The sequence below is a fragment of the Alcanivorax sp. genome, assembly GCF_051117345.1.
GTDB lineage: Bacteria > Pseudomonadota > Gammaproteobacteria > Pseudomonadales > Alcanivoracaceae > Alcanivorax.
Window position 1 is genome coordinate 1 of the sequence record NZ_JBNPEC010000251.1, and the last position, 2,487, is coordinate 2,487.

General features: G+C 57.1%; 3 protein-coding genes. All 3 read left to right on the forward strand.

The genetic code is table 11. The features are described 5' to 3' along the window. Nucleotides 1-375, forward strand: a 375-nt coding sequence (gene nudC / locus ACFE0K_RS15795) for an NAD(+) diphosphatase (RefSeq protein WP_434536978.1), incomplete at its 5' end; no start/stop codon positions are given. Between the two features lie 12 nt (nucleotides 376-387). After that, nucleotides 388-1,035, forward strand: a complete 648-nt coding sequence (locus ACFE0K_RS15800) for a hypothetical protein (protein WP_035244225.1) — start codon at nucleotides 388-390, stop codon at nucleotides 1,033-1,035. A 146-nt stretch (nucleotides 1,036-1,181) separates the two neighbouring features. Next, nucleotides 1,182-2,234, forward strand: a complete 1,053-nt coding sequence (sohB, locus tag ACFE0K_RS15805; protein WP_434536979.1) for a protease SohB — start codon at nucleotides 1,182-1,184, stop codon at nucleotides 2,232-2,234. The last annotated feature ends 253 nt before the right edge of the window (nucleotides 2,235-2,487 follow it).

Here is a 2,487-nt window from a genome sequence, read left to right on the forward strand (position 1 = left end):
TGCATCATTGCTCTGGTGACCCGCGGCGAGCATGCATTGTTGGGGCGCTCAACCCGTTTCCCGGAAGGGATGTATTCCTGTCTGGCAGGTTTCATGGAGGCAGGGGAGTCGGCGGAGCAGGCTCTGTCCCGCGAAGTGCGGGAAGAAAGCGGCATCGAGGTGAGCAATCTTCGATATCTCACCAGCCAGTCATGGCCGTTTCCCCACTCGTTGATGCTGGGCTTTCACGCAGACTATGCCGGTGGGGAAATCTGTATTGATGATGACGAGATAGTCGCAGCGGACTGGTTTCACTACCGGTCGCTGCCAATGATACCGCCACCCGGCAGTATCGCCCGAACCCTGATTGACCATTGGGTAGCGCGTTTCCAATAAAGGACAGAAGCAATGAATTACACACTCGCGCCTCTGGTGATTTTTATTTTCAGCCTGCTTTTCGTCTTGCTGGGCGCCTGGGTGCTGCTGCGCCAGCAATGGTTGATGCAATGGCTGAAAGGCACAGCGGGGCTGTTAATGGTAGGGCTGGCTATCTATCTGAGCCTGTTCGCCCTGAATATCTACGGCTACCGTGAATACGCTCAGGAAGTGTCCGTGGCCACGGTCAGCTTCCGTCAGTCCGGTGAGCAGTCCTTCATTGCCACCGTTACCCGCACCGATGGCACCACCGAAGACTTCCGCCTGAAAGGGGATCAGTGGCAACTGGATGCCCGTATTATCAAATGGAAAATGCCTTTCAGCCTGTTGGGCCTGCAGCCCGGCTACCAGTTGGACCGTATCTCCGGCCGATACTACGCACTTGAAGACGAGCGCTCCCGGGACCGCACTGTCTACAGTCTGCACCGTGATCCGGTGGGTATTGATGTCTGGAAAATGGCCCGGGACGGCTGGAGTCTGCTGGTGGATGCCAGCTATGGCAGTGCCGCCTATTTACCCATGGCCGAAGGGGCCCTGTTCGAAGTGAATGCCGGTGCCACCGGTCTGGTCGCTCGCCCCATGAATGGCAGTGCCCAGCAGGCTATTTCCGGCTGGGATTGAGGCTGACGGATCGTCTTGAAGTGCCATCACAGCATTCCTGTGGTGGCCGCCATACCCCATTGCCGCTCGGTTAGGTAGAATCCCCCCACTCCTTTTCATCTGCCGACCACGGGCAGGTACCCATCCTACGGACAAGCAGGTAAACAGTGATCGCGTTTTTATCCGAATATGGCATGTTTCTGGCCAAGGTCGTTACCCTGGTGGTAGCGATCTTGTTTGTGATCGGCGGCATCGCCGCCACCGCGTCCCGCGGCCGCAACAAGGCGGGCCAGGACGGAGAGCTGAGAGTCCGCCACCTCAATGAGGAATTTGAGGACCTCAAGGACTCTCTGGAGGCGGAAATCCTGCCCGAGGCACAGCGCAAGAAAGCCCATAAAGCCAAGCGCAAGCAGGAAAAACTGGAAGCCAAGCAAAAGAAAAAGGCAGGGACCGAAGACAAGGTCGAACCACGCCTGTTCGTGCTGGATTTCGATGGTGATGTGCAGGCCAGTGCGGTAGATCATCTGCGCCGGGAAATCAGTGCCGTGCTGCAGGTCGCCACCCAGAATGACGAAGTGCTGGTGCGTCTGCAGAGCCCCGGTGGCCTGGTGCACAGCTATGGCCTGGCAGCGTCCCAGCTGCGCCGCATCCGCAATAGCGGTATCAAGTTGACCGTGACCGTGGACGAAGTGGCCGCCAGCGGCGGTTACATGATGGCCTGCATTGCTGATCGTATTGTGGCGGCGCCTTTCGCCGTGATCGGTTCCATTGGTGTGGTTGCCCAGATTCCCAATTTCCATCGTCTGTTGAAAAAGAACGATATCGACGTGGAGCTGATGACTGCCGGTGAATACAAGCGCACCATGACCATGCTGGGCGAGAACACCGAAAAAGGGCGCGCCAAGTTCCAGGAGGAACTGGAAGATACCCATCAGCTGTTCAAATCGTTTGTCCGCGACAATCGTCGCGGTCTGGATCTGGATAAGGTCGCCACCGGTGAGCACTGGTTTGGCAGTCAGGCCAAGGAATTGGGTCTGGTTGACGAGATCATGACCAGTGACGAACTGTTGCAACTGCGCCAGGGTACCCATTCGCTCTATCAGGTACAGTGGGAAGCCAAACGCAAGCTGGGCGAGCGGCTCGGTTTCTCTCTGGAAACCAGCCTGCATCGTGCCGTAGAAAAATTCTGGCACCGTGGCAGCCAGCGACAGATTCATTAAAAGCTAGCTACTAGCTACTAGCTGCGAGCCACAAGCCGCGAGAGAAAGTAGGGTGCCAATCGACAGAATATTGTCGCCGCGCACAGAGTCGCAAAGGCGTTGTTTCGCGACTCGTAGCTAGTCGCTCGTAACTAGCCGCTTCAGAAGGAGTTCGATCATGAGTGTCCAAGCCCTGCTGACCCGTGATACCGAGAACGGGTACGAAACCGTACTGGAAGCACGCGAGCTGACAGATCTGGGAGAAGAGGGGGTG